This window comes from Kitasatospora sp. NPDC058032, from assembly GCF_042885845.1.
In the GTDB taxonomy this organism is placed as follows: Bacteria; Actinomycetota; Actinomycetes; order Streptomycetales; family Streptomycetaceae; genus Kitasatospora.
On record NZ_JBHVRK010000014.1, the window covers coordinates 129,080 to 154,776 of the forward strand.

Here is a 25,697-nt window from a genome sequence, read left to right on the forward strand (position 1 = left end):
TGGGGGTCCCCCCCCGGGGGTATATTGCGGCCGGCGGCGGCCCCCTGCCCCGGGGGGGGGGGGGGGGGGCCGCGGGGGGGGGGGCCCCCCCCCGCCCTGCCCCGGCGCCACCCGCTCGGGGAAGGCGGCGCCGCCGGGGCGGTCGTGGTGGATGCGGACACGTACGGGACCTGCTCTCTGGATGCCCGGCGGGCCCGGGTCCGGCGGCGGGGAGCCACCGCCGGACCCGGGTTCAGCCGGCCTGGGCTGTCGACCTGGACCTGCTGGGCCTTCGCTCAGTGGGCGGCGAAGGCCGAGGTGATCTGGGTGGCGGCGTCGCCCGAGGCCTTCGCGACGTCCGCCTTGCCCGTGACGACCTGCTGGAGCATCGTCGGGATCACGGCCTGCGCGTCGATCTGCGCCCAGGCCTGGTCCAGCGGCACGAACTTGGTGCCGGCCGCGATGGTGTCGGTGAAGGGCTTCAGGAACGCGTCCTTGGCGGCGACCTTGGTGTTGACCGACTTCAGCGTCGGCAGGTTGCCCATGGCGTCGTACATCTGCTCCTGGTACGCCGGGCTCGCCAGGAGCTCGGCGAACTCCACGGCCAGGGTGCGGTGCTTGGCCGCCTTCATCACGCCGAGGTTGTTGCCGCCGGCGAACGCCGGGGCGATCGAGCCGGCCTTCTCGCCGGGCAGCGGGACGACCGCGTACTTGTCCTTGGCCGCGCCCGCGTCCACCTTGCTGCGGCTGGAGTTCGGCAGGATCGCCATCGCCGCCTTGCCGGCCGCGAAGAGGTCGACGGTCTTGCCGCCGGTGAGGTCGGCGCACTGCTGGACCGGGCAGCCGTTCTCGTTGAACAGGTCCGTGTAGCGCTTGAGGCCGGCCTGCGAGGCGGGCGAGCTGATCGCCGCCTTGTACTTGTCGCCCTCCTTGACGGCGATGTCGCCGCCCGCGTCCCAGACGAAGGGCAGCGCGCCGAAGGTGTACTTGCCGCCGACGGCGATGCCGAAGGTGTCCGGGTGCGCGGAGTGGATCTTCTCGGTGGCGGCGACCAGGTCGGCGTAGGAGGTCGGCGCGGCCAGGCCCGCCTCGGTGAACATGTCGGTGCGGTAGTACAGCGCGCGCACGCCGACCCACCACGGCAGGCCGTAGGTCTTGCCGTCGAGCACGGCGGTCGCGGCGATCGCCGGGTCGAGGTCGCCCTTGTCCTTCCACTTGTCGAGGTCGGCGCCGATCTCGGCGAGACCGCCGGCCGCGACGTAGCCGGGCAGGTCGGTGTTGCCGAACTCGACCAGGTCCGGGGCGCTGTTCGGGTCGTTGAACGCGCCCTTCATCTTGGCCGCACGGGCCGAGGCGTCGGTGTCGATGTAGCTGACGTTGACGGTGACGCCCTGGTGGGAGGCCTGGAACTCGGTGACCGCCTTGCTGATCACCGCCTCCTTCGCGGCGTTGCCGGCCTCGTTGTACAGCCAGACCTGCAGCGTGCCGGTCTTGTCGTCGGCGGCCTTGTCGCCGGCCGGCACGGCGGTGCCGGGCGAGCAGGCGGCGGCAGCGAGGCAGGTGGCGGCGAGAACGGCGGCCGCGGTGGTCCGTCTGACGATGCGCATGGGTGTGGAGCCTCCCCTCCCGACAGCTGCCGCCGAGACGTGCGCCGCTGGGGACGGGCACGTCGAAGCAGGCCCTGACCGGGGCCGGTGATGGGTGCGTACGTGAACGCGTGGATGTGGGGGTGGTGCTACGCGGGTACGGCAGAGCGACCGCTCGGGTGGGCTGCGTCGCCTGCTCGATGCCAGGGACGTTAGGCGCGGGCGCTCGCGCCCAACAAGACCCGGTTCGCGAAGTTTTGCACTGCACAACGCTGTATCGAAAAAGCGGCGGCCACCCCCGAACGGGGTACGGTTCGACAACCGCTGCCGTCCGGCGGCGGAACGAGAGGGGAACCGGACCGATGACGGAGCAGGAGGCCAGCTCGGCCACCTCCACCACCGCGAAACCGAAGAAGGCGGCGGGCGAGCGCAACCAGTCCTCCTCGCTGCGCCGGGCGCTGTCCGTCCTCGGCTACGTCCGCGACCACGGCGACGGGCGCGGCGTCCCGCTCGCCCAGCTCGCCGAGGCGCTCGACCTCAACAAGTCGACCGTGCTGCGGCTGACCGGCCCGCTGCTGGACGAGCACCTGCTCGACCGCGACCGGGAGACCGGCTGGTTCCGGCTCGGCCACGGCTCGCTGCGGCTCGGCCAGGCCTACCTCACCACCCTCGACCTGCGCAGCGTCGCCGCCGAGCACCTGCGCCGCCTCCAGCGCGAGGCCGGCGAGACCGTCCACCTCACCGTCTGGCAGGCGCCGGGCATCGTCTACCTGGACAAGGTCGAGGACGAGACCAACGTCCGGATGGCCTCCCGGGTCGGCAGCCGGGCCCCGGCCTATTGCACCGCGACGGGGAAGGCGATCCTCGCCTGGCTCCCCGAGGAGGCGGTCACCGAGGTCGTCGCCGCCGGCCTGCGCCCGGTCACCGCGTGGACCATCTCCGACGAGACCCACCTGCGTGCCGACCTCGCCCGCATCCGCGCCCGCGGCTACTCCATCGACGACCGCGAGAACGAGCCCGAGGTCCGCTGCGTCGCCGCCCCGATCTTCGACCACACCGGCGAGGTGACCGCCGCGCTCTCGGTCTCCGGCCTCACCTCCCGGATGACCGCCGCCCGCGTCCGCGCCCTCGGCCCGATCGTCGCCCAGGTCGGCCTGCGCATCTCCCGCGAACTCGGCTCCGACCGCCCGGTCCCGTAATACGCGGAAGGGTCCGGCACCTGAACGAACAGGTACCGGACCCTTCCGACCTTGGAGCGCCAGGCCCGGGTCGCACGGACTCTCCCCACTGAAAGTGGGACGTGCTCTGGTAGCACCACTGACGCCTGACGAGGAATCATCTCCCTCGCGACAGGAGGAACACTACCAGGCCGGAGCGGGTGCGCCGGACCACGAACGGTCACCGCCGCCGAACCCCGCTGTCGTCACAGCTTCATAACGTCACGTCAGTTGAATGGCTGTGACATTGCACATATCACATCATGCTTCCCATGAGAAAAATCATCACCTTACTGTCCACCGCCACCGCCATCGCCGTGCTCGGCGGCGCCGTCGCCGTCGGGGCCGAGCCCGGGACCGGAGGGATCGACGCCGAGAGCGTGCTGGCCGACACCGGGCAGGGAACGCTGGCCTGGAGCTCCTGCGAGGATCCGGCCACACCCGCGCTCCAGTGCGCGATGCTCGACGTGCCGGTGGACTACTCCGACCCGCGCGGGCGCAAGATCAAGATCAAGCTGAACCGCCTCCCGGCCACCGCGCCGAAGGAGAAGCGCCAGGGGCCGATCCTGCTCAACCCCGGCGGCCCCGGGGGCTCCGGACTCTGGATGCCCGTCTCCATCGCCGGGCAGATCCCGGCCGACGTCGCCTCGACCTACGACTGGATCGGCTTCGACCCGCGCGGCACCAACGGCAGCGAGCCCCATGTCCTCTGCGACGCCCACTACTTCGAGGCCGAGCGCCCCGACTACCAGCTGAGCCAGGGCACCGCGAAGGCCTGGCTGAAGAAGGCCGCCGGCTACGCCTCCGACTGCGCCGCGGAGTGGTCCTGGCTGCTCCCGCACATGACCACCGTCGACAGCGCGCGCGACATGGACAGCATCCGGCGGGCACTCGGCGAGCCGAAGATCAACTTCTACGGCGCCTCCTGGGGCACCACGCTCGGCTCGACCTACGGGCAGCTGTTCCCCTCGCGGGTGCGCCGGATGGTCTACGACAGCATCGTCGGGCCCACCATCTCCTGGTACGAGCACAACAAGCTCCAGGACAAGGAGCACCAGCGCCGCTTCGACGCCTTCGCGGCCTGGACCGCCAAGGCCGACTCCGTCTACCACCTCGGCACCGACCCGGCCGATGTGAAGCGCGCCTACGACCAGGTCGAGGCCGCCCTGCGGACCGACCCGCTGGACGCCGCCCCGGCCCCCGGGAAGATCGGGCCGGCCGAGTTCGAGGACACCTTCTACGGCGGCGGCTACAACTTCCTGCGCTGGCCCCGGATGGCCACGGTGATCTCCGCGTACGTGACCCGGCAGGACACCCGGCCGCTCGCCATCGCCTACAACCGCTACGCGGCGCCCAGCGGGAACGACGGCTCCTTCCCCGCGTACAACGCCGTCCAGTGCAACGAGAACGCCTGGCCCCGCGACTGGGAGTACTGGAAGAAGGACCAGGCCGAGGTCAACGCCGTCGCGCCCTTCTACACGTACAACAACATGTGGTACAACGCCGCCTGCATGTTCTGGCCGCACGAGGGCAACCGGGCCGGCCGGCTGAAGATCACCGGGAAGGGCCTGCCGCCCGCCCTGCTCTTCCAGTCCACCGAGGACGGCGCCACCCCGTACGAGGGCGGGCTCGCCATGCGCGACGCACTGCCCAACGCCAAGCTCGTCGTCCAGGACGGCGGCAGCTTCCACGGGATCCTGTTCCGCGGCAACGCCTGTCTGGACGACACCTTCACCGCCTACCTCCGCGACGGCAGCCTGCCGAGCGGCAAGGGCCGGATCGCCAAGACCTGCGCCGCCGGCGCCGAACCCGACCCGGTCTACGTGACCCCGCCGCCGACCGCCAAGGCCGCCACCGGAGCCGCCGGCTCACCCGACGCCGCCCCGCTGTCGCCCACCGACCCGGAGGCCGTCCTCGGCGCGCTCCGCTGACGGAGGGAAGGAAAAGCGGAGGGGCCCGGCACCTGAACGAACAGGTGCCGGGCCCCTCCGGCTCGGAGCGCCAGGCCCGGGTCGCACGGACTCTCCCCACTGAAAGTGGGACGTGCTCTGGTAGCACCACTGACGCCTGACGAGGAATCATCTCCCTCGCGACAGGAAGAACACTACCAGGTCAGAGCACCTGCCCCGACCGCGCGGGCTCGTCGGGACGCCGGCCCTCCCGCGCACCGTCGGGCCTCGTGTAGCGGACCCCGGTGGCGAGGGTGAAACCGAGCGCCTCCAGCCGCGCGGCGACGACGGCCGGGCTCGTCTTCCCGCCGCTGGCCTGCAGGACGTGCGGCAGCCCGACCGGCACCCGGGGGTCCAGCCAATCGGCCTCCAGACGCCGGTCCCGTCGAATCATCTCGACGTCCTCGGCCGTGATCGTCTCGGGAAGCGCCCCGTCCACCTCCACGCTGAAACCGAAGTCCTCCAACCGCGCCTGAACCGCCGCCGGCGAACACTTCGCCCGGTGGGCCGCGAAGAGCACCTGCCCGTGCGACGCGACCCCGCCGGATTCCGGCCGGTCCGCCCGTTGGTCGATCTCCTCCGCGAGGACGGACAGGCTGAACGGATCGGCCGAGGCCGGCACCTTGACCACGGCGGGCAGTCGATGCCCGAGTCCTGCCAGGCGGGCCGCCACACTTCGAGGCTCCCTGCGCAGTCGCAGAGCGGCATCCATGACGTGTTTCAGCTGAAGCGGCTCCCCGGGGTTCAGCCAAGGCCCGTCGAAGTTGAGTCCGCGGCTGAGGAGGATCAGGTCCTCGGGCTCGACGGGATCCGGAACGACCGCGCCGTCCGGCAGGGTGAACCCGAGCTCCGTCAGACGTGCCGCGACCACCCGCGGCGACCAACCCAGCCGCGCGGCAGCCGCCAGAACATGGGCGACCGGCACCGGTTCCGAGTAGCTCAGCCATGGCCCGAGCCCGTCGGCGTCCCGGCTCACCAGCACCAGGTCGTCGGCTCTGACGGCCTCGGGAACCGTCGCACCGTCCGGCAGCGCCAACCCGAATCCGGCCAACCGGGCCACTACCGCACTCGGCGTCCACCCCAACCGGACGGCCGCCATCAGCGCCTGCCCCAGCCGCAGCAGGCCGCCGGGCGTGGGCGTGTGCCAGCCGTCCTCCTCGGTCCGGAGGATCACCCGGTCCTCGGGCTCCACGGCCTCCGGGAGAACCGCGCCCTCGGGCAAGGAGAATCCCAGCTCGGACAGGCGCGTCACCACCGCCGCCGGCGGCCGTCCGAGGTACTCGGCAGCCTTGAGGACATGGCCGGGGGCAACCACGGTGCCGTTGGTCAGCCACGGAGGCACCCCGTCGAGGTCCCGGCTCAGCAGCACCAGGTCCGAGCTCTCGACGGTCTCCGGAACCGCCACACCGTCCGGCAGTGCCAGGCCGAACCCCGCCAGCCGCGCCACCACCGCCGCCGGAGCCCATCCCAACCGTTCGGCGCACCGCAGCACATGCTGCACGGGCACCGGCCGAGCGTGTTTCAACCACGGCCAGGCGCGGTCGAGCCGCTCACTGAGGATCAGCAGGTCGTCGGGGCCCGCCTCCTCCGGCAGAGCAACCCCAGCGGCTCCCTGCAGGCCGAACTCCGCGAGCCTCGCCAGCACGGCCGAGGTCGGACACCCCAGCCAAGCCGCCACGTCGAGCACGTGCCCGGCCGGGACGGGGACGTCACGCTCCAGCCAGCGGTCCCGGCGCTCGGGGTCGTCCGCCGAACTCCCGGCGGTGCGATCCACACGGGCTGCCTGCTTGAGCAGGTAGAAGTCGGACGGACGGGAGACGATGACGAGTCCGTCGCCGGTCACCGCGACGTCACCGAACGTTCCGGCCGCGACCCAGGCCAGCGCCCGCCATTCGACGAGGTGGGCGGGTATGTCCCGAGGGGCTCGGAAGGCGGGCAGACCCGACTCGTCCGTCCGGAGGAGGTCCGTGTCCGGGGGGAAGCAGCCGACCACGGCGCTGTCCCCCGAAGGCCCGTTCGAGGACCGCAGGGCGAAGCTCCCGACCGCCGCCGCCGCGGCCACGGCATCGGCCAGCTGCGGCAGGTGGTGCACCAGTTCGGACAGCCACGCGTGGTCCAGCACCTCGGCGTCGGGCCGCAGCAGCGCCGGGATCTGCCGGCGCAGGAGCTCCGACACCCACCCGGTGTCGCAGGACAGCGTCTGCCGCCGGTCGACGGTGAGCCGGGGCGTCTTCTTCCCGCTGAGATCGACGACGGCTCCGTAGAGGGGCAGACCGACCCAGAGACCGTCCGCCAGCACGCCGCCGCCGCTTCCCACCCACCAGACGTCGGTCCGGTCCGTGGCATCGACCCGGACCTTCGCTTCGCGCTCCGCGTCCCGCCGGTAGGGATCCGGCGCGCCCAACGGCGCCGCAGGGGAGAGCTCGTCCGGCTTCCAGTGCAGGTCGGTCTCGCCGTCCTGCGCCGTCACGGTGTACTGGGAGCGCCAGAGCAGCCGCCGCAGCAGGTCGGTGCAGGACGGCGCGGTGCCGGGATTGCGGAGGTAGAGGCGCACGGTGGTTCCGGCGTCGTAGTCGCGCCCGAGGTCATGGATCCGGAACAGCGAACCCGGGCCCGCGATGTGCACCTCCAGCCGGTTCCCCGGATGGCCCTCGCGGTCGAGCCGGCAGGTGGTCACCCGGATGTCGTCGGCGATCATGAAGTAGCTCAGCACCCCGATGCCGAAGCGGCTGTTGGGGTGGAACTCGATGCCCGCCGCGCGCCACGCCGCCTGCTCGTCGATGAACTCGGGGAGCTCGGCGAAACGCACGCCGGCGTGCGAGAACACCTCGCGCAGCTCACGCGTGCCCATGCCGATGCCGTTGTCGCGGCATTCGATGTACGCGCGCCCGTCCTCGTCCACCCCCTGCACGAAGCCGATCCGCCCCGACCACTTCCGGAGGTTCGGGCGCTGCTTGCGCAGGTACTGGGTCCGGGCGTCCCGGTAGCGGCAGGCGTCGAGCGCGTTCTGGTACAGCTCCCGGATCGCCAGTGCCGGGTCCCCGTAGAGCTGCTCGCCCATGAGGAGCTCCTGGATCCGGTCGTCGGCGAGCCGGAACCGCAGGTCGGTCGCCTCGTAGACCGGCATGCCGCGTGCGTCGACGGCGGCGCGGACGCGGTCGGCGGTCGCGTGCGTCGGCAGGAGCTGGAGCGGGGCGAGCTGAGGGTCGTCGGCCGCCTGGGTGTCGATCGTCCGCAACAGGGCGTCCAGCGCGGCGGCCTGTTCCCGCAGGGCCAGCCCCACCGCCGGGTGGTGGCAGGCGGCGGAGAGCACCCGGGTCCGGCCGCGCTCCTCCCAGCCGGCCCCCTGGACGGTCAGGTGCAGCTCGGCCAGGTCGACCGCGTCGAGGCGGATGCCGAGGTGGTCCACCACCACGTCCGGCAGTCGCAGGGGGTCGATGGCGAGGTGGTGCGCCACCGCCAGCAGCGCGATCAGCAGTTGCTCGCGCAGCTGCTGTTCCGCCGTGGTGGATCCGACCAGTTGACGCACCGGCCGGACCGCGTTCGGGTCGTAGGCGGTCCGGAGCGCCCGCAACAGGGTCGTGAGGGTGTCGAGTCCGAACAGCTCGTGCACCAGGCGGCGGTCGACCTCGGCCTCGACCCCCTCGGTCAGCCGGTCGACCGGCCCGCACAGTTCGGCCAGGATCTCCTCGTAGTGCCCGCCCGGCTTGTGGGCCAGCCATTGGCGGAACACCCACCAGCCGATGCCGGCCGCCGCGGCGCGGTCACCGTCCCGGACGGCCTGGGCCGCCCGGCGGACCTGTCGCGACCGGCCGACGGCGAACTGCTCGTAGGCCGACCGCAGTTCGGAGGGATTCCCGGCCGGCGCGAGGTCGCCCGGCACGACCGGCAGGGCGCGGACCGCCGCCCGGTTCGCGCAGGCCACGTACAGGAAGGGCACGACCACCAGGAGCAGCGCCTCGGCCGGTGAGAGTGCCGGCTTGTCCCGGCCGAGCACCTTCGACAGCAGCCAGCCCAGCCGGACGGTCATCCGCTCCGCCAGGTCGGTGCGGAACCAGGGGTCCTCGCTCAGGGCCCGCCCGTCGCGATCCGCCTCCCGGGCCAGTCCCGCGACCAGCACGGCGGCCGTCCCGCTCATCGCCTCGGCTCCCTGGCCGCCGCCGGCCAGCGTCCAGGCGGGGTGCTCCCTGGCCAGCTTGACCCACGGGTGCACACCGTCCGGGCCGGTGCTCCCGCGGTCCGGGCGCTCGAACAGCACGAAGTCGTCGAGACCGGTCTCGGTCCTGATCCGGATCCGCTGCGGCGCGGCCGTGTGCGCGACGGTCAGCCGGTCCAGCTCGCGCTGGAGGGGGCCGGACAGCTCGGCCAGGGTGCGCGGGCCGTCCTCGTCCGCCACCACCGCGCTGAGGGCCCGCGAGAAGAAGCTGAACGCCGTGCCCTCGTCCGAGAAGAACTGCGCCGACTCCCCCTTCGAGCAGGCGTAGACGTAGCCGTAGTGCCGCTCGCCGATCCGCTTCACGTCCGTTTCGGACCAGCGGTGGGCGTTGGTGACGGACATCTCCTTGAGCGTGATGCCCTCCCGGCAGGCGTCGACGAAGACCACGACGTCGCCGGCGAGGCTCCGCTCGACGTAGGGGCCGAAGTCGAGGGACAGGCACTTGCCGGGGAAGTCGTGGGCGCTCGTGCGGGCTCCCTTGGGCACGAGGTAGTCCACGTCGCCGTGGTGGACTCCGTGTCCGCTCAGGCACAGCAGGAGGGTGTCCCCCTCCGCCGCGCTCTGGAAGAAGCCCTCGATCGCCGCGTCGATGCTCTCCCGGTCCGTCTCGCCGGGCTCGTGGACGGCCACGTCGTAGCCGGCCGAGGTCAGTACGCCCGCCAGTTCGGCCATGTCGTCGGTGACGAAGGGCAGATCGGGGATCGCCGCGTCGCGGTACTCGGGCACGCCGATCAGCAGGGCCCGGAAGGATCCGTTCATCGTGTGCGCAGCGGGCCGCCCGGTCAGGAACCGAAGGTCAGCGTGATGGCGCCCTTCGCCGCCACCTGGGCCGAGGTGCCGACCAGGGTGACGCCCCCGCTCGCGGTGACCTCGAACGCGATCTGGGCCTGCTTGAGCGGCATGCCGCCGTCCGGGACCCGGATCTCGCCGAGCACGGCCTGGAGACCGTCGACGGTGCGCTGGAGGTTGGCCCGGAGGACCTCGACCGGGATGCTGCGGACCGAGGCCTCGCCCGCCGTGCCGTCCCGACGGCCGAACAGGCCCTTCTCGCCGACCGTGGACGACTGCCCGGTGTCGTCGATCGAGATCAGGAAGTCGAGGGTGTGAACACCCTCCCCCGCCGCACCGACGGTCGTGTCCGCGTCCTTGCGCTGCTCGAACACCGAGTCCCCATCCTCATGTGAGCGTCGTCGAGTTGACACATCATAGGGGAACCCGCCCGGGCTTCGGATCGACCGTCACCCGCCCGTGGCGCCGGGGAACCGAGCGGTCGCGGCGAGGTCCGCGCCGGGCTGCGGCGCCCAGCGCGAGGGCGAGGGCGGCGGTGGTGAGGAGCAGGAGGTGGGCGGCTTCGGCGGCGGGTTCGGTGAGGGTGAGGGTGCCGTGGCGGTGTTCGACGAAGCCGTTGTGGAAGAGCCAGCCGGCGAGGCCGATCAGCGGGGCAGCCGACGGGTGGGAGTGGCGGCCGACGGCGGCGGCGAGGGCGGTGTAGGCGGTGAGGGCCACCCAGGTGGGGCGGAGTTCGCCGAGGACGGCGAGGACGGGGAGCAGCGCGGCGGAGGCGGTGAGGGCGACGGCGAGCGCCGCCGGAGGGGTGAGGCGGGCGGTCACGCCGTCACCGTCAGGCGGGTAGCGGGGTGGCGCCGCAGGGCCTCCAGTTCGCGCTGGAGCGGCGGTTTGGGGACGGCGAGGACCGGGCAGGTGGCGTGCCTCGTGCAGTAGGCGGTGATCGACGGGTGCAGGACGCGGGCGAGGGCGCCCCGCCCGCCCGCGCCGAGCACGAGCAGGTCGTCCGGCCGGTCGGCGCAGCGGACCAGGGCCTGCCCGGTCTCGCCGCGGACGGCGACGGCCCGCAGTCGGACGCCCGTCCCGGCGCCGGCGAAGGCCTGGTCGAGGGCGTCGTGCAGCCGGGTGGCGGCGGCGTCGCGGCAGGCGGTCAGCAGCGGCGGGCAGGGTGAGCGGCGGTAGCCGAACTCGCCGCCGACCGGGGTCCAGCAGTGCACGGCGAGGACCTCGGCGTCGAGGCGGCGGGCCTCGGCGACGGCGCGGTGCAGGGCGGCGAGGCTGCCGAGCGAGCCGCTGACGCCGACGACGACGCGGCCTCGGCCGTCGTCCTCGGGGCAACGGGGTGTGCCGGGGAGGTCTGTCGGCTCGTCCGCCATGGTGCTGTCCGTCCTCACGGGTGGTGGCTGGTGTCGTCGGGTCCAGCCAAGCCGTGGCGGAGGGGGGCGGGCGGTTCGTTGACGGAGCTCTGACGCGCACGGGCCCGGTCCGTACGGGTTCCTGACGCGCGGTGGACCCCGGTCAGGCGGTGCCCGGCCCGGTGCCCGGCCCGCCGGCCGGCCCGTCGGCCTCCCAGAGGTCGGCGAACATCCGGTCCAGGTGCTCCTCGCCGATCGGCGGGACGGGCAGCGGGTGGGTGGCGCGGGTGCGGAAGCCGTCGAGCAGCAGGGCGAGGTAGCGGCGCCACAGGTCGGGGCGCAGGTCGGCGGCGGCGGGCAGGGCGCGGCAGAGCGGGCCGAGCATGAACAGCAGGTCCATGGTGACGACGTCGGTGCGCATGGTGCCCTGCTCCTGCGCGCGGGCGACCAGCGCGCCGACCGTCACGGCGTTGCGGCGGCTGATCTCGATCATCCCGGGGACGGCCGGGATGGCCTGGGTGACCAAGTCGTTGATGCCGCGGTCGGCGGCGACCAGTTCGAAGATCCGCGCGAAGTAGCGTTCGACGGCGCTCCAGGCGTCCTCGGTGGCGAGCGCCTCGGCCCCGGCCTCGTCGAGCAGGTGGGCGGCGTCCGCGAAGACCTCGCCGATCAGTGCCTCGCGGGTCGGGAAGTGCCGGTAGAGCGTGGCGTTGCCGACGCCCGCCTCCTTGGCGATCTGGTCGAGCGGTACGTCCAGCCCGTGCGCGGCGAAGAGGTCGCGGGCGGTGGCGAGCAGCAGGTCGCGGTTGCGCTGCGCGTCGCGCCGCAACCGCGCCGGGGGGTTCGCCCCGGTGGGGCCGCCGCCGGTGCCGTTCGTCCTGCTCGCTGCCATGCCCCGACCCTAGCAACCTGGGCGTTCGCCGCCGGACGGGCTCGTCGGTGCTCCACCGGCCCGGCCCGGTCCGGTCCGGTCCGGGCGGGCGTGCCCGGCGGGACGGTGGCCGGGGGGCCACCGGTGGAAGAACAGGTGGCGGCGGGGTCCGGACGAGGCTGTGGTGACCTGCGAGGACGCCGGGGATCCCAGGTTGCTGGGGGTTTCACGGCCGGGTGGACGCGCCCGAGGATGCCGGTGCACCCCTCCGCCCGTCCCCTGACCGGGAGTTCGCCTCATGCGCCGCCTCGCCGCCCGGGCCGCCTCGGCCCTCGCCCTCGCCTCCGCGCTCGCTCTCACCACCACCCCCGCCCTCGCCGACCCGCCGCAGCCCGCCGCCACCGACATCGTCGGTGTGGGAGCGCCGGTCACGGAACAGCTGTTCAACCGGTTCTCCGCCGAGTACAACGCCTCGCTCGCCGCCGCCGGGGACACCACCTCGCCCCGCCTCTACAGCTGGGACTCCACCGGCACCTCCACGATCACGACCAAGACCGGGGCGACCCCGATCACCCGCCCGTACGGCACCAACAGCGGGATCACGACGCTGAACAACTTCTCCGCCGCGACCGTCGACTTCGCCCGCAGCAACCGCGGCCCGCAGACCGAGGACCCGACCACCACCCTGTTCGCCGGGATGGCGATCGACGCGGTGAGCTGGGCCGCGCCGGCCGGCGGCAACGCCCCCGCCAACCTCAGCCGCGTCCAGCTGAACGACATCTACGGCTGCTCCGTCACCAACTGGCGGCAGATCGACCCGGCGCTGCCGGACGCGACCATCCTGCCGGTCCTGCCGGCGCCCGGCTCGGACCTGCGGCGGACCTTCCTGCAGTTGCTGGGCCGCTGGGGCCTGCCCGACGCGGCCGGACCGTGCGTGACGAACGTGCAATCGGAGAACCAGGGCACGGACACGATCCTGCACAACCCCAACGCCCTCGTCCCCTACTCCGTCGGCCACTACATCGGCCAGGCCTACGGCGGCCACACCCGCCCGGGCGACGAACCCGGCGCACTGGTCCCCCGCGCGATCAACGGCGTGCGCTCGGTGGACGCGGCCAACCACACCATCGACGCCTCCTTCGCCGCGACGGAGTTCTCCTACGTGCTCTTCAACGCGGTGCGCCAGGCCGACTGGACGGCCGCGGACGCCCACGGCCAGGCGCTGCGCGGCATCTTCGGCCACAACGGGTGGATCTGCCGGAGCAACGGCGGTCAGCTCCTCATCCGCGACTACGGGTTCCTGCCGCTGAGCTCCTTCGCCTGTGGCAGCACGCTCCACTCCTGAACCGGCCTGCCGGCCCCGGACGCCTGCCGCGTCCGGGGCCGACGGTGTTCGGGACGGTCAGCGGCGGACGCCCGGGCGCAGCCAGACGGCCCAGGTGAGGACGGCGCAGCAGACGTAGGCGGCGAGGAAGACCAGGTAGGCGGTGTCGCCGTTGCCACCGGCGGCGAAGGACTCGCGGAAGGCCAGGTTGACCAGGACGCCGCCGAAGGCGCCGATGGTGCCGGCCAGGCCGATCAGGGCCGAGGTGCGGCGGCGGGCGGCGGCCGCGGCGGCGGCCGGGTCGGTGCCTGCGGCGACGGCGGCGCGGGCGCGTGCCTCGTAGTGGGCGGGGATCATCTTGTACGTCGATCCGTTGCCGAGGCCGCTGAGGACGAACAGGGCGATGAAGCCGGCCAGGAAGAGCGGCAGCGAGCCGGCCCGGGAGGCGGCCAGGACGGTGGCGGCGCCGGCGCCCATCGCGGCGAACGCGGCCAGGGTGACCCGGGGGCCGCCGAAGCGGTCGGCGAGCCGGCCGCCGACGGGGCGCAGCAGGGAGCCGAGCAGCGGGCCGAGGAAGGTGAGCGCGGCGGCCTTGACGGGGGTGTCGAAGCGGTCGTGGAACTGCGTCTGGAGGACCTGCCCGAAGGCGAAGCCGAAGCCGATGAACGAGCCGAAGGTGCCGATGTAGAGGGCGGAGACGGCCCAGCCGTACGGGTCGCGGGCGACTTCGCGCAGCGAGCTTCCGGCGACGGACCCCCGGGCGGCGGGCGGCAGGTCGTCCATCCGGCGCCGGGCAAGGGTCGCGGCGGCGAGCACGAGCGGCAGGTAGAGCAGCGGCAGCAGCCGGGGGTGCTCGGCGCCGGCGGTGGCGAGCACGAGCAGGCCGAGGAGTTGCACGCCGGGGACGCCGAGGTTGCCGCCGCCCGCGTTGACGCCGAGCGCCCAGCCCTTGAGGCGGTGCGGGTAGAAGGCGTTGATGTTGGCCATCGAGGAGGCGAAGCCGCCACCGCCGACGCCGGCGGCGCAGGCGACCGCGAGCAGGGTCCCGTAGGAGACACCGGGGGTCAGGACGAGGGCGGCGAGCGCGGTCGGGACCAGCAGGAGCAGCACGCTGACGACCGTCCAGGTGCGCCCGCCGAAGCGGGTGAGGGCGAAGGCGTACGGGAGGCGGAGCAGGGCGCCGAGGGCGGTGGGCAGGGCGGTGAGGGTGAACTTCCCGGCCGGGTCGACGTGGTAGCCGGGGCCGAGGAACAGCACCAGGACGGACCACAGGCTCCACACCGAGAAGCCGAGGTGCTCGCAGACCACGGACATGGTGAGGTTGCGGCGGGCGGTCCGGGCGCCGGTGCGCTCCCAGAAGGCGCGGTCCTCCGGGTCCCAGTGGTCGGCCCCGGTGGGCGCCGGACCGGTGACGGTCATGCGGGTTCCTCCGACGGGGCGGGCGCGGTGGTGCGCACCGGCCAGAGGCGGAGCACGGCGGGGCTGCCGTCAGGGGCGGTGTCCTCGTCCAGGCAGCGGCCGTCGGTGAGGTCGAAGACCTGCTTGTACATCGGTGAGGCGAGTGTCGGCCGGTCGCCGCGGCTGCCGAGCAGGCCGCGGGAGAGCACGTACGCGCCGCTGAACGGGTCGCGGTTGTCGACGGCGTGCAGGGCGCCGGAGCGGTCGCGGAAGAGGGCGACCTGGTGGTCGGCCAGCAGGACGGCGACGCCGCGGCCGGGCTGCAGGTCGGCGAGGGCGCAGACGGGCTGCCAGTGGGTTCCGTCGTGGATCTCCACGGTCACGGGGCGAGCACCTCCAGTCGGGGGCCGGCCACCAGGACGGGGGCGGCGTCGGGGGCGGTTGCGGTCAGGACGTGGCCGTCCTCGTCGGGGCGGGCCGGGCGGATCTGGCCGCGTTCGGGGACGAAGGTGACGGCCGGGTCGGGGGTGCCGGGGGCGTTGACGAAGGAGGCGAAGCGGCGCAGCCGCTCCGGGTCGGCCAGGGTGGCGGCCCATTCGTCCTGGTAGGAGCCGATGTGACGGCCCATCAGGGCGTCGAGTTCGGCGCCGATGCCGAGGACGTCGTCGAGGACGACGGCGCGCAGGTGGGCGAGGCCGCCGTCGAGCCGCTCCAGCCAGACCGAGGTGCGTTCCAGCCGGTCGGCGGTGCGGATGTAGAACATCAGGTAGCGGTCGATGGTGCGGATCAGCGTCCCGCGGTCCAGGTCGGCGGCGAGCAGGTCGGCGTGACGGGGCGTCATGCCGCCGTTCCCCGCGACGTAGAGGTTCCAGCCGGCCGAGGTGGCGATGACCCCGAAGTCCTTGCTCCGCGCCTCGGCGCACTCGCGGGCGCAGCCGGACACCGCCGACTTGATCTTGTGCGGGGAGCGCAACCCCCGGTAGCGCAGCTCCAGTTCGATGGCGAGGGCGACGGAGTCCTGCATGCCGTAGCGGCACCAGGTCTCGCCGACGCAGGACTTCACGGTGCGCAGCGCCTTGCCGTAGGCGTGCCCGGACTCGAAGCCCGCTTCGACCAGCCGTCCCCAGATGGCGGGGAGCTGGTCGACGCTGGCGCCGAAGAGGTCGATCCGCTGACCTCCGGTGATCTTGGTGTAGAGGCCGAAGTCGCGGGCCACCTCGCCGATCACGATCAGGCCCTCGGGGGTGATCTCGCCGCCGGGCACCCGGGGCACCACCGAGTAGGAGCCGTTGCGCTGGAGGTTGGCCAGGAAGTGGTCGTTGGAGTCCTGCAGGGCGGCCTGTTCGCCGTCCAGGATGTGGCCGTTGGAGAGGCTGGCCAGGATGGAGGCGACGGTCGGCTTGCAGATGTCGCAGCCCTCGCCGGTGCCGTGCCGGTCGACCAGTTCGGAGAAGGTGGTGATGCCGGTGGCCCGGACGATCTCGTACAGCTCGGCGCGGGTCCGGGCGAAGTGCTCGCACAGCCCGGTCCGCACCTCGGCGCCGGTGGCGGCGAGTTCCTCGGTGACGACGGTGGTGAGCTGCTTGAGGCAGCTGCCGCAGCCGGTGCCGGCCCGGGTGCACTTCTTGACCGCGGTGACGCCGTCGCAGCCCTGGTCGCGGACGGCGGCGCGCACGGCGCCCTGGGTCACGTTGTGGCAGGAGCAGAGCACCGCGTCGTCGGGCAGGGCGATCGGCCCGGCGGCGGCGAACCCGGCGGGCAGCACCAGCTGTTCGGGTGGGACGGTGAGCGGGCGGCCGGCCTTCGCCAGCGGGCGCAGGGTGCCGTAGGCGTCGGTGTCGCCGACCAGGACACCGCCGAGCAGGGCGCCGTCGGAGCCGATCACCAGCTTGCGGTAGACGCCGAGCCGGCTGTCGCTGTAGAGCACGTCGAGCGCGCCCTCGGCGCTGCCGTGCGGGTCGCCGAAGCTGGCGACGTCGACGCCGAGCAGCTTGAGCTCGGTGGAGGTGTCGGCGCCGGTGAAGCCGGGGCCGGGGCGGCCGGCGAGTTCGCGGGCGGCGGTCTCGGCCATCTGGTAGCCGGGGGCGACCAGTCCGTAGACCCGGCCGTCGGCGGCCAGGGCGCACTCGCCGACCGCGAGCACGGCGGGGTCCTCGGTGCGGCAGCGCTCGTCGACGACGATGCCGCCGCGCGGTCCGACCGGTAGGCCGCAGTCGCGGGCGAGTTGGTCACGGGGGCGGACTCCGGCCGAGAACACCACCAGGTCGGCGGGGAGTTCACGGCCGTCGGAGAGGGCGAGGCCGCGCACCGCGCCGTCCGCTCCGGTGGCGATGCCGCTCGCGGCGGCGTCGGTGTGGACCCTGACGCCGAGGTCCTCGATCTTGCGCCGGAGCATGGCGCCGCCGCCCTCGTCGACCTGGACGGCCATCAGCCGGGGCGCGAACTCGACCACATGGGTGGCCAGGCCCATCGCCCGCAGCGCGCCGGCCGCCTCCAGGCCGAGCAGGCCGCCGCCGACCACCACGCCGGTGCCGCCGCCGTCGGCCAGCGCGTGCGCGGCGTCGGCCCGGATCGCGTCGAGGTCCTCGACGGTGCGGTAGACGTGGCAGCCGGCGGCGTCCCGGCCCGGGACGGGCGGCACGAACGGGATCGAGCCGGTGGCCAGGACCAGGGCGTCGTAGCCCAGTTCGGCGCCGGAGCGGGTGGTGACGGTGCGGGCGGCGCGGTCGACGGCCGTGACCGGGTCGCCGAGGCGCAGCTCGATGCCGTGCTCGGCGAGGAAGCCGGGCGGGCAGAGCGCGAGGTCCTCGGGGGTGCGGCCGTCGAACAGGGAGCTGAGGTGGACGCGGTCGTAGGCGGGGCGCGGCTCCTCGGCGAGCACGGTGACCCGCCAGTGGCCGGTGCCGGGCTGCTCGGTCCAGGCCTCCAGGAAGCGCTGGCCGACCATGCCGTGGCCGACCAGGACGAGGGCCGGCGGCCGCTCGGGCGTGTGCGACGACGTCATGCGTGACTCCTCGGGTGGGTGGGGAGGTCGGGGCGGCGGCCGTCAGGCCGCGGTGGCGGCGGGGAGGGCCGCCGTCAGCAGGTGGAGGGGGTGGCCGGTGAGCGGGTCGTCCCGCTCCCAGGCGTCGGTGAGGACGTCGAGGCCGGTCAGGTCGCCCAGCAGGATCGCGCCGACCAGCCGGTCCCCGCGCAGTACCAGCTTCTTGTAGCTGCCGCGGGTGGCGTCGGTGAGCCGCAGCACGTCCAGGCCCTCGCCGAGGGTCTCGTCGACGGCGCCGAACGCCGCGTACTCCAGGCCGCCGGTGGAGAGCCGGGACGACGGGCGGGAGCCGGTGTAGCGGGCTCGCGGGGCCGCGCCGGACAGTCGCCGGGCGAGGACGTCGGCCTGGTCCCAGGCGGGGGCGGCCAGGCCGTGCACGGTGCCGCGGTGCTCGGCGCAGTCGCCGATCGCGTGCACGTGCGGGGCCCCGGCGGCGAGCCGGTCGTCGACCAGGACACCGGTGGCGACCGGCAGTCCGGCGGCCTTCGCGAGCGTGGTGCTCGGGCGGGTGCCGCAGGCGAGCACCACCAGGTCGCAGTCGAGCAGTGGGCCGCCGGCCGGCCGTACCCCGATGACCCGGCCGGACTCCGTCGCCAGCGCCGGGGCGGGGCTGCCGCAGCGCACCTCGACGCCGAGTGCGGCCAGCCGCTCGCGCAGCATCTCTCCTGCCCGGGCGTCGAGTTGGCGGCTGACCAGCTGCGCCGACCGGTGCACGACCGCGGTCCGCACGCCGAGCGCGGCCAGCGCGCGGGCGGTGCTGACGCCGAGGACGCCGCCGCCGACCACCACGGCCCGGCGGGCGGTGCGGGCCTGCTCGGCGAGCCGGGCGCAGTCGTCCAGCGAGCGCAGGGTGTGCACGCCCCCGGTGAGGTCGCCGCCGTCCCCGGACCGGTACAGGCCGGGGATCGCCGGCAGCACCGGCTCGGCGCCGGTCGCCAGGACGAGCTCGTCCCAGGCCTCCACCGTCCCGTCGGCCAGGACGAGTTTGCGGGCCGCCGGATCGACGGCCACCGCCTCGCAGCCTGTGCGCAGCCGGGCGGAGCCGAGCGGCAGGGCGATCGCCTCGGCGGCGTACCGGCCGATGAGCACGTCGGCGAGCAGCACCCGGTTGTAGGGGGCGTGTGCCTCGGCGGCGTAGACGGTGACGGTGCCGGGGCCGCCCAGCGCGGTGTACCGCTCGACGAACCGGGCGGCCGCCATGCCGCCGCCGACCACCGCGATCCGGCGGTCCGCTCCCGCGCCGGCCATCAGCCCGCCGCCCGCTCGTCGGCGGCGTGGCCGGGGGCGGCGGCCCGTTCGGCCCGCTCCGCCCGATGGGCGCGCTCGGCCAGGTCGGCCGGCTCCCCCGCCACGGCCCGCTCGACCCGTACCGCGCAGGTCTTGAACTCCGGCATCCGGGAGACCGGGTCCAGCGCCGGATTGGTGAGGCTGTTGGCCCGCCCGGCGCCGGGCCAGTGGAACGGCATGAAGACCGTGTCCGACCGGATCGCCGCGCTCACCCTGGCCGGTGCCACCGCCCGGCCGCGCCGGCTCACCACGGCGACCGGGTCGCCGTCGGCGACACCGAGCCGCTCGGCCAGCCGGGGGTGCAGTTCGACGAACGGCCCGGGAGCCGCCGCGTTCAGCTCGGCCACCCGGCGGGTCTGCGCACCGCTCTGGTACTGGGCGAGCACCCGGCCGGTGGTCAGGTACAGCGGGTACTCCCGGTCCGGCTCCTCGCCCGCCGGCCGGTGGGTCACCGCGGCGAAGCGGGCGCGGCCGTCCGGGGTGGCGAAGCGGTCCAGGAACAGCCGCGGCGTGCCCGGGTGGGCCGGGTCCGGGCAGGGCCAGAACACCCCGTCCTCGGCCGCGATCCGCCGGTAGCTGATGCCGGAGTAGTCGGCCGCGCCGCCCGCCGAGGCCCGTCGCAGCTCGTCGAAGACCTGCTCGGCGTCGGCCGGGAAGCCGCGCTCCACGCCCAGCCGGCGGGCGAGTTCGCCCAGCAGCCACAGCTCGCCGCGCACGCCCTCCGGCGGGTCGACGGCGCGCCGGCGCAGGATCACCCGGCCCTCCAGATTGGTGGTGGTGCCGTCCTCCTCGGCCCACTGGGTGACCGGCAGCACGACGTCGGCCAGCCGGGCCGTCTCGGAGAGCACCAGATCGGCGACGACCAGCAGGTCCAGGGCGCGCAGCCGGGCGGTGACATGGGCGGCGTTCGGCGCGGAGACCACCGGGTTGGAGCCCATCACCAGCAGCGCGCGGGCACCATCCGGACCGCCGAGGCCGTCAAGCAGCTCGTAGGCGGAGCGGCCGGCCCGGGGCAGCGCGTCCGGGTCCACGCCCCAGACGGTGGCGACGTGCGCGCGGGCGGCCGGGTCCTCGATCGAGCGGTAGCCGGGCAGTTGGTCGGCCTTCTGGCCGTGCTCCCGGCCGCCCTGGCCGTTGCCCTGCCCGGTCAGGCAGCCGTAACCCGCGTACGGGCGGCCCGCGTTGCCGGTGGCGAGGCAGAGGTCGATCCAGGCGCCGACGGTGTCGGTGCCCTTGCTCTGCTGCTCCGGGCCGCGCGCGGTGAGCACCATGCCGGTCGCGGCGCGGCCGAACAGCTCGGCGGCACGCCGGAGCTGGGAGACCTGGATGCCGGTGATCCGCTCCACCCGGTCCGGCCAGTGCGCCATCGCGGCGGCCCGGGCGCGCTCGTAGCCGGTGGTCCGGGCGGCGACGAACGCCTCGTCCACCAGGCCGTCGGCGATCACCAGGTGGAGCAGTCCCAGGGCGAGCGCGAGATCGGTGCCGGGGCGCGGCTGGAGGTGCAGGTCGGCCTGCTCGGCGGTCCGCGTGCGGCGCGGGTCGACGACGATCAACGTGCCGCCGTTATCCCGCAGTTCGCGGAAGTAGCGGAGCGCGGGCGGCATCGTGTCGGCCGGGTTGGCGCCGACCAGGATCAGACAGCCGGTGTGCGGGACGTCCGCCAGCGGGAACGGCAGCCCGCGGTCCAGGCCGAACGCCCGGCGGTGCGCGGCGGCGGCCGAGGACATGCAGAACCGGCCGTTGTAGTCGATGTTCGCGGTGCCGAGCACCACCCGGGCGAACTTGCCGAGCTGGTAGGCCTTCTCGTTGGTGAGCCCGCCGCCGCCGAACACCCCGACCGCGTCCGCGCCGTGCCGCTCGCGCACCGTCCGCACCCCGGCGGCCACCCGGTCCAGCGCCTCGTCCCAGCCGGCCGCGCGCAGCGGGCCGCCCGGGCGGTCGCGCACCAGCGGCCCGGTCAGCCGCACGTCCCTGGCCAGCAGCGCGGGCGCCGAGCGGCCCTTGCCGCAGAGCGCGCCCCGGTTCACCGGGAAGTCCGGGCGCTCCGTCACCTCGACCGGCACCGCGCCGGGGCCGGAGGCCTCCGTCGGGCGCAGCCGCATGCCGCACTGGAGGGCGCAGTACGGGCAGTGGGTGGCGGTCTCCGCACCGGGGCCGCTCGTCGGGGCGGCGCCGCTGGTCGAGCCGGTGCCGCTCGCTGGGCCGGGGCCGCCGGTCGGGCCGGGTTCACTCGTTGGTACGGGCCCACTCACCGGGACGGGCCCACCGGCTGGGGCGGGGTCGCACGTAGGAGCGGGGTCGCTCGCTGGGACGGGGTCGGTCGCTGGGACGATGGGGCGCATGGCCAGAATCTCACTCCGGCCCGTTACGGCGCCGGGTCCGCCGTGTTGCGCGCACGGTACGGTTCGCTCACACGCTCCGTCACGCTGTGTGCGACACACCGCCCTTGACCTGGATGACGGTTCGATGACTCGCACTTGACCGGCAGGCAATCCCCCCGTAACGAACCCGTCGCATGCTGCCGACATGCCCACACCAACCGCCACCGGGCCGGGTCCCACCCCGCAGCCCGGTCCACTCACCGGCTTCACCATCGGGGTGACCGCCGTCCGCCGCCGCGACGAGCTGACCGCTCTGCTCGCCCGGTACGGCGCCCAGGTCGTCGAGGCACCCGCACTGCGGATCATGCCGCTCGCCGACGACCTCGCCCTGCGCGAGGCCACCGGGGCCTGCCTGGCCGCCCCGCTCGACTACGTCGTCGCCACCACCGGCGTCGGCTGGCGCGGCTGGATGAGCGCCGCCGACGGCTGGGGCCTGGGCGCGGCCCTCGCCGAGACGTGCCGACGGGCCGTCGTCCTGTCCCGGGGTCCCAAGGCCACCGGCGCCGTCCGGGCCAGCGGCCTCGGCGAGGGCTTCTCCCCCGACTCCGAGGCCACCGACGAGCTGCTGACCTGGCTGCTCGCCCGCCCGCTGGCCGGCCGGCGGATCGCCGTCCAGGAGCACGGGGTGCCACTGGCCGGCTTCGCGGCGGCGCTGCGCCGACGCGGCGCCGAGGTGATCTCCGTCCCGGTCTACCGCTGGGGCCCTCCGGACGACCCGGCTCCGGTACGGCGGCTGGTCGAGCAGACCGTCCGCCGCCAGGTGCACGCCCTCGCCTTCACCAGCGCGCCCGCCGTGACCGCCTTCGTCGCGATCGCCGAGGCCGACGGGCAGCGCGAACCGCTGCTCGACGCACTGCGGTCCGACGTCCTGGTGGTCTGCGTCGGCGCCCTCTGCGCACGGCCGTTCACCGAGCTCGGCGTGGCGGCGGCGCTCCCCGAGCGCGGGCGGCTCGGCTCCATGGTGCGCCTGCTCGCGCAGACCCTGCCGGGCCGGGGGCGTCGTGAACTCGTCCTGGGGGACGCCACCTTGACCCTCCAGGGCAATGCCGTCCTGGCCGACGGCGAGAGCCGCTGGCTCAGCCCGCGCGGCGCCGCCGTCCTGCGTGCCCTCGCCGAACGCCCCGGCCGGGTGCTCAGCCGCGCCGACCTGCTGCGCACCGCCTGGCCGGACGCGGGCGCCGACGAGCACGCCGTCGAGGCGGCGGTCGGCCGGCTGCGGGTGGCCCTCGGGCCGTACGGGACGCTGATCCGCACCGTGCCCAAGCGCGGCTACCGCCTGGCGGCGGCCTGATGGACGACCACCGACCGGTCCTGCTCGCCGTCGCGCACGGCAGCCGCCTCGCCGCCGGGGTCGCGGCGAACCACGCGCTGCTGCAGCGGGTCCGCGCACTGCGCCCCGGCCTCGACGTCCGCTGCTGCTTCCTCGACCTCGCCCGCCCCGGCCTCCCCGAGGCGCTCGCCGCGCTGAACGGCCGGGCCGCCGTGCTCGTCCCGCTGCTGCTCGGCGGCGGCTACCACCTGCGCGTCGACCTGCCGCGCGCGCTCGCCGCCGCCGGCCTCGCCCACCTCCCGCTCGCCCGCGCGCTCGGCCCGCACCCGCTGCTCGCCGCCGCGCTCGCCGACCGGCTCACCGCCGCCGGCCGGCCGCCGGGCGCGGGCCCGGTGGTCCTCGCCGCCGCGGGCTCCTCCGACCCGGCCGCCAACGCCGACACCGCGCGCGCCGCCGCCCTGCTCGCCGACCGCCTCGACGACGGCCGGCCGGTCGTCCCCGCCTACCTGTCCGCCGCCCGCCCCACCCCCCGGCAGGCGGTCGCCGCCCTGCACGCGGCCGGACAGCGCCGGGTCGCCGTCGCCCCCTACCTGCTGGCCCCCGGCTTCTTCGCCGACCGCGCCGGCGGCGCCGGCGCCCGCTGGACGAGCGCCCCGCTCGGCACCCACGACGCCCTCGCCCGCCTGGTCGCCCTCCGCTACGACGAGGCCCGCGCCGGCGCCCCGGCCCCCGACGGCGGCATACGAAGAGCCCTGCTGACGTAGCGGCGCGGCGGCACGACGGTCCGGCCGTGCGCCCTGCCACCGCGCCGAGCCGGGCCTCGACCTGTCGCCCCGAGGCTGTCGGCCTCCTCACACCCGCCGCCCAATCCGCCTCCGCGCCCCGCCGTCCGCCTAGGGTGATCTTCCTCGGCGCGGACCCGGATCGGGCGATGGGGTGGAGCAGATGAGCGTTTCCCTGACGGCACACCAGCTGATCGGGCTGCTGGTCGACCCCGGCGGCTACCGGAGCTGGGACGAACCGGGCACCGGCGAACCCGTCGACCCCGGCTACCGGGCGAGCCTCGCCCGCGCGCGGGAACGCACCGGCGTGGACGAGGCGGTGCTCACCGGTCTCGGCCGGATCGGCGGGGAGCCGGTGGCCCTGGTCGCCTCCGAGTTCGGCTTCCTCGGCGGGTCCATCGGCGTGGCCACCGCCGAACGGATCACCCGCGCCGTGGAGCGCGCCACCGCCGAACGCCTCCCGCTGGTCGCCCTCCCGGTCTCCGGCGGCACGCGGATGCAGGAGGGGTCCGCCGCCTTCCTCTGCATGCTGCGGATCACCGCCGCCGTGCAGGCCCACCGGGCGGCGGGCCTGCCGTACGTCACCTACCTGCGCAATCCCACCATGGGCGGGGTGTTCGCCTCCTGGGGCACCCTCGGCCAGCTGGTCCTCGCCGAACCGGGCGCGCGGCTCGGCTTCCTCGGCCCACGGGTGTACGAGGAGCTGCGGGGCGTCTCCCTGTCTCCCGAGGTCCAGCGCGCCGAGACGCTCGCCGAACGCGGTCTGGTCGACGCGGTGGTGGCACCGGAGGAACTGCGCGAGGTGCTGCGCCGCGCCCTGTCCGTCCTGACCCGTCAACCGCTGCCCGCCCCCTCCCCCGCCTCTCCCCTCACGGAGCCCGCCGAGCGTCCCGACGCCTGGCAGGCCGTCCTCCGCACCCGCCGCCCCGACCGCCCGGGCACCCGCGAACTGCTGCGCCGCACCACCGAGGAGCTGGTGCTGCTCGACTCCCCCGGCGGCCGGGACGGCGCCCTCGTCCGCGCGCTCGCCGTACTGGGCGGGCAGCCCGCCGTGGTCGTCGGCCAGGAACGCCGGGCCGGCACCCGGGAACGTCCCTTCACCGCCGCCGACCTGCGCGCCGTACGCCGCACCGCCCGCCTCGCCGAGCAGCTCGGCCTGCCCCTCGTCACGGTGGTCGACACGGCGGGCGCCGAGCTCTCCGCCCAGGCCGAACTGGACGGCGTGGCCGTCGAGATCGCCCACTGCCTGACCACCCTGCTCTCGCTGCGCACCCCCGTGCTCGCCGTCCTGCTCGGCCAGGGCTCCGGCGGTGGCGCGCTGGCCCTCCTCCCCGCCGACCACGTCCTCGCCGCCGCCAACGCCTGGCTCGCCCCGCTCCCCCCGGAAGGCGCCTCCGCCATCGTCCACCGCGACGGCACCCACGCCCCCGACCTCGCCCGCTCCCAGGGCATCACCGCCCACGACCTGGCCGCCGTCGGCCTGGTGGACACGGTGATCCCCGAACTCCCCGACGCCGCCGACGAGCCCGCCCCCTTCTGCGCCCGCCTCGGCCACGCCATCGCCACCACCCTCGCCACCCTCACCACCACCCCCGAACCCACCCGCCTCACCGCCCGCACCACCCGCCACCGCCGCCTGGGCGACACCCTCGACCTGCCCTGACGGCGACTGGGGGAGTGGGAAGTCGGCCGATCCGAACTCCCACTCCCCCAGCCCGCAGCGCCGACGCCCCCACCCGGTACCGCTCTCCCGCTCGCGGGCGCCAACCCCTCCACTCCGAGGAGGGCATCCACAGCCTCACCGAATCGCCACCGCTGCGCGTGCGCCCGGCCGAGGTCGATCAGGAGCCGGGATCTGCGCTCCGCCGAGAGCCGACCCGACGGCGGCCCCCGCGAGACGGACACGCCAAGTTGCTTCGCATCCACACCGCTTCGCTCCGCCAAGCACAGCTTGAACAGAGCGAAGTGACGTGGAGTGACGAGCGGGGGCCCGGCGCGGACGACCGTTGCGGCGGCGGGCCAATGCCGGATCAACCTCTCAAAACAGACACGTGGATAACTTGTGCGCATATACGACAAGTTTCGATGATTCGGTGCTTTACTCCCGTCTCAAGATCAGGCCCCCACGGCCCTGATCCCGGTGCGTACACGGAGGTCTGACGCCGTGCGTGCCGAAGCTTCCGACCTGGAGGGATGTCCGGAGTGAACTGGTCAAAGCGGGAGCCAACATCCGCCGACGGGCGCGGGCGCGTG

General features: G+C 74.5%; 17 protein-coding genes. 6 read left to right on the plus strand and 11 right to left on the minus strand.

Going from position 1 to position 25,697, the window contains the following annotated elements:
- Positions 1–275 precede the first annotated feature (275 nt).
- The gene (locus tag ACFVUH_RS22760; protein ID WP_355368846.1) at positions 276–1,586 is read right to left on the minus strand and encodes an extracellular solute-binding protein; all 1,311 of its coding nucleotides are present in this window, start codon (positions 1,584–1,586) and stop codon (positions 276–278) included.
- Positions 1,587–1,927: 341 nt separating this feature from the next.
- Between ACFVUH_RS22760 and ACFVUH_RS22765 the strand changes: the two genes are divergently transcribed.
- Both ACFVUH_RS22765 and ACFVUH_RS22770 read left to right on the plus strand, forming a co-directional pair.
- Positions 1,928–2,764 (plus strand): IclR family transcriptional regulator, encoded by an 837-nt coding sequence (locus tag ACFVUH_RS22765; protein WP_355368848.1) that lies wholly within the window; start codon positions 1,928–1,930, stop codon positions 2,762–2,764.
- Between the two features lie 290 nt (positions 2,765–3,054).
- Complete coding sequence (locus ACFVUH_RS22770; RefSeq protein ID WP_387915107.1) at positions 3,055–4,713, plus strand: alpha/beta hydrolase; 1,659 nt, start codon at positions 3,055–3,057, stop codon at positions 4,711–4,713.
- Positions 4,714–4,894: 181 nt separating this feature from the next.
- Here ACFVUH_RS22770 and ACFVUH_RS22775 read toward each other — a convergent pair whose 3' ends face one another.
- The 5 genes from ACFVUH_RS22775 to ACFVUH_RS22795 all read right to left on the minus strand — a co-directional run bounded on the left by ACFVUH_RS22775 (position 4,895) and on the right by ACFVUH_RS22795 (position 11,980).
- Positions 4,895–9,706, minus strand: coding sequence for a caspase family protein (locus tag ACFVUH_RS22775; protein WP_387915108.1), 4,812 nt, complete (start codon positions 9,704–9,706; stop codon positions 4,895–4,897).
- 23 nt (positions 9,707–9,729) lie between these two features.
- A complete protein-coding gene (locus ACFVUH_RS22780) occupies positions 9,730–10,110 on the minus strand; it encodes a hypothetical protein (protein WP_387915109.1) in 381 nt (126 codons plus the stop codon).
- Positions 10,111–10,150: 40 nt separating this feature from the next.
- The gene (locus ACFVUH_RS22785) at positions 10,151–10,558 is read right to left on the minus strand and encodes a hypothetical protein (protein WP_387915110.1); all 408 of its coding nucleotides are present in this window, start codon (positions 10,556–10,558) and stop codon (positions 10,151–10,153) included.
- On the minus strand, positions 10,555–11,127 hold the full coding sequence (locus ACFVUH_RS22790) for a universal stress protein (protein ID WP_355368860.1): 573 nt from the start codon (positions 11,125–11,127) through the stop codon (positions 10,555–10,557). Before ACFVUH_RS22790 ends, ACFVUH_RS22785 begins: the two co-directional genes overlap by 4 nt.
- 124 nt (positions 11,128–11,251) lie before the next feature.
- Entirely contained in the window at positions 11,252–11,980 is a 729-nt protein-coding gene (locus ACFVUH_RS22795; protein WP_355368862.1) for a helix-turn-helix domain-containing protein, read from the minus strand.
- 277 nt (positions 11,981–12,257) lie between these two features.
- Between ACFVUH_RS22795 and ACFVUH_RS22800 the strand changes: the two genes are divergently transcribed.
- Positions 12,258–13,304 (plus strand): substrate-binding domain-containing protein, encoded by a 1,047-nt coding sequence (locus ACFVUH_RS22800; protein ID WP_387915111.1) that lies wholly within the window; start codon positions 12,258–12,260, stop codon positions 13,302–13,304.
- A 57-nt stretch (positions 13,305–13,361) separates the two neighbouring features.
- Here the strand turns inward: ACFVUH_RS22800 and ACFVUH_RS22805 are convergent, their stop codons facing one another.
- The 5 genes from ACFVUH_RS22805 to ACFVUH_RS22825 are packed head-to-tail and all read right to left on the minus strand — an operon-like array spanning position 13,362 to position 21,113.
- Positions 13,362–14,702, minus strand: coding sequence for a nitrate/nitrite transporter (locus tag ACFVUH_RS22805; protein WP_387915112.1), 1,341 nt, complete (start codon positions 14,700–14,702; stop codon positions 13,362–13,364).
- Entirely contained in the window at positions 14,699–15,064 is a 366-nt protein-coding gene (nirD, locus tag ACFVUH_RS22810) for a nitrite reductase small subunit NirD (RefSeq protein ID WP_387915113.1), read from the minus strand. The genes ACFVUH_RS22805 and nirD overlap by 4 nt, the downstream gene beginning before the upstream one ends.
- The gene (nirB, locus tag ACFVUH_RS22815) at positions 15,061–17,685 is read right to left on the minus strand and encodes a nitrite reductase large subunit NirB (protein ID WP_387915114.1); all 2,625 of its coding nucleotides are present in this window, start codon (positions 17,683–17,685) and stop codon (positions 15,061–15,063) included. Before nirB ends, nirD begins: the two co-directional genes overlap by 4 nt.
- 42 nt (positions 17,686–17,727) lie before the next feature.
- Positions 17,728–18,972 (minus strand): NAD(P)/FAD-dependent oxidoreductase, encoded by a 1,245-nt coding sequence (locus ACFVUH_RS22820; protein WP_387915115.1) that lies wholly within the window; start codon positions 18,970–18,972, stop codon positions 17,728–17,730.
- Positions 18,972–21,113, minus strand: a complete 2,142-nt coding sequence (locus ACFVUH_RS22825) for a molybdopterin oxidoreductase family protein (RefSeq protein WP_387915168.1) — start codon at positions 21,111–21,113, stop codon at positions 18,972–18,974. The genes ACFVUH_RS22820 and ACFVUH_RS22825 overlap by 1 nt, the downstream gene beginning before the upstream one ends.
- A gap of 424 nt (positions 21,114–21,537) precedes the next feature.
- Between ACFVUH_RS22825 and ACFVUH_RS22830 the strand changes: the two genes are divergently transcribed.
- The 3 genes from ACFVUH_RS22830 to ACFVUH_RS22840 all read left to right on the plus strand — a co-directional run bounded on the left by ACFVUH_RS22830 (position 21,538) and on the right by ACFVUH_RS22840 (position 25,107).
- Positions 21,538–22,683: a uroporphyrinogen-III synthase gene (locus tag ACFVUH_RS22830; protein WP_387915116.1), complete on the plus strand. Its 1,146-nt coding sequence runs from the start codon at positions 21,538–21,540 to the stop codon at positions 22,681–22,683.
- Positions 22,683–23,426, plus strand: coding sequence for a sirohydrochlorin chelatase (locus tag ACFVUH_RS22835; protein WP_387915117.1), 744 nt, complete (start codon positions 22,683–22,685; stop codon positions 23,424–23,426). The genes ACFVUH_RS22830 and ACFVUH_RS22835 overlap by 1 nt, the downstream gene beginning before the upstream one ends.
- Before the next feature lie 181 nt (positions 23,427–23,607).
- The gene (locus ACFVUH_RS22840; protein WP_387915118.1) at positions 23,608–25,107 is read left to right on the plus strand and encodes a carboxyl transferase domain-containing protein; all 1,500 of its coding nucleotides are present in this window, start codon (positions 23,608–23,610) and stop codon (positions 25,105–25,107) included.
- The last annotated feature ends 590 nt before the right edge of the window (positions 25,108–25,697 follow it).